A 1,029-nucleotide genomic window follows, 5' to 3' on the forward strand; every position below is an offset into this window, starting at 1 on the left:
TACGCCAGCACGCCGAAGAACGCGCCGATGATGCCCACGACCATGGTGGCCACGATCAGCACCATGGGGTTGATCTTCTTGGACAGCAGCCAGTAGTACAGCCAGAAGGCTATCATGCCGAGCATGCCGGGCATGATGCCGTCCAGGATGTCCTGGAGGGTCTGGGCGTCCTCGCCCGAGCCGATGGCCACCGGGATGCTGGCCCAGAACATGTCCTTGCACATGGCGCCCACGACCATGACGCCCACGATGCCCACGCAGGTCATGATCTTCTGCATGAGGCCGGTCCTCTGGGCCTCGTCCAGGAAGCCCACGCCCAGCTCGTAGCCCTTGACGGCGCCCCAGATGCGCAGCGCGAAGCCGGGGACGTTGTAGATGAGCAGGAAGGCGATGGGGCCGAAGGGGTTGCCGGCCTGGCACAGGCTGATGCCCACCGCGGCGGCGACCACGCGCAGCGTCGACAGGAAGATGGAGTCGCCGATGCCGGACAGCGGGCCCATGAGGGCGGCCTTGACGTCGTTGACGCTCTCGGGCTCGATCTCGCCGCGGGCGACCTTCTCCTCCATGGCCATCGCGATGCCGCCGACGAACGGGGCGAACTGGACGGTGATGTTGAAGAACGCGCAGTGGCGGTGCAGGGCCTCGGCGTAGTCGTCGGGGCGGCCGGCGTAGATCTTCTTGAGCATGTTGGCGACCATCAGGCAGAAGGCGATGTTCATCTGCTTGTAGTAGGTCCAGGAGAACTCCATGCCCAGGGCGCCGACGTTGACGGCGCTCTTGACGAGGTCGGAGCGCGTGATCTTGTTCTCGGGACTAGAAGTCATCGTCCTCATCCCCTTCCGCGGAGAGCTGGGGCTGGGCTCCGCCCAGGCCGAGCAGGTCGAACTTGTCGATGCCGATGATGATGGCGATCAGGGCGACGCCCAGGACGGGCACGTTGGCGTAGGAGCACAGCAGGAAGCCCAGGAAGTAGAAGGGCACGAGCTGCTTGGTGAGCACCAGGCGGCCGAGCATGGCGAAGCCCATGGC

General features: G+C 65.3%; 2 protein-coding genes. Both read right to left on the bottom strand.

The features are described 5' to 3' along the window. Window positions 1-833: PTS system mannose/fructose/sorbose family transporter subunit IID (locus tag DXC99_RS10210; protein ID WP_147329364.1), on the bottom strand; the 833-nt coding region annotated here is incomplete at its 3' end. Continuing rightward, a partial coding sequence (locus tag DXC99_RS10215; RefSeq protein ID WP_147326485.1) for a PTS sugar transporter subunit IIC occupies window positions 814-1,029 on the bottom strand: 216 nt, incomplete at its 5' end. The genes DXC99_RS10215 and DXC99_RS10210, both read right to left, overlap by 20 nt.

It is taken from the genome of Collinsella sp. TF10-11AT (assembly GCF_003437565.1).
In the GTDB taxonomy this organism is placed as follows: domain Bacteria; phylum Actinomycetota; class Coriobacteriia; order Coriobacteriales; family Coriobacteriaceae; genus Collinsella.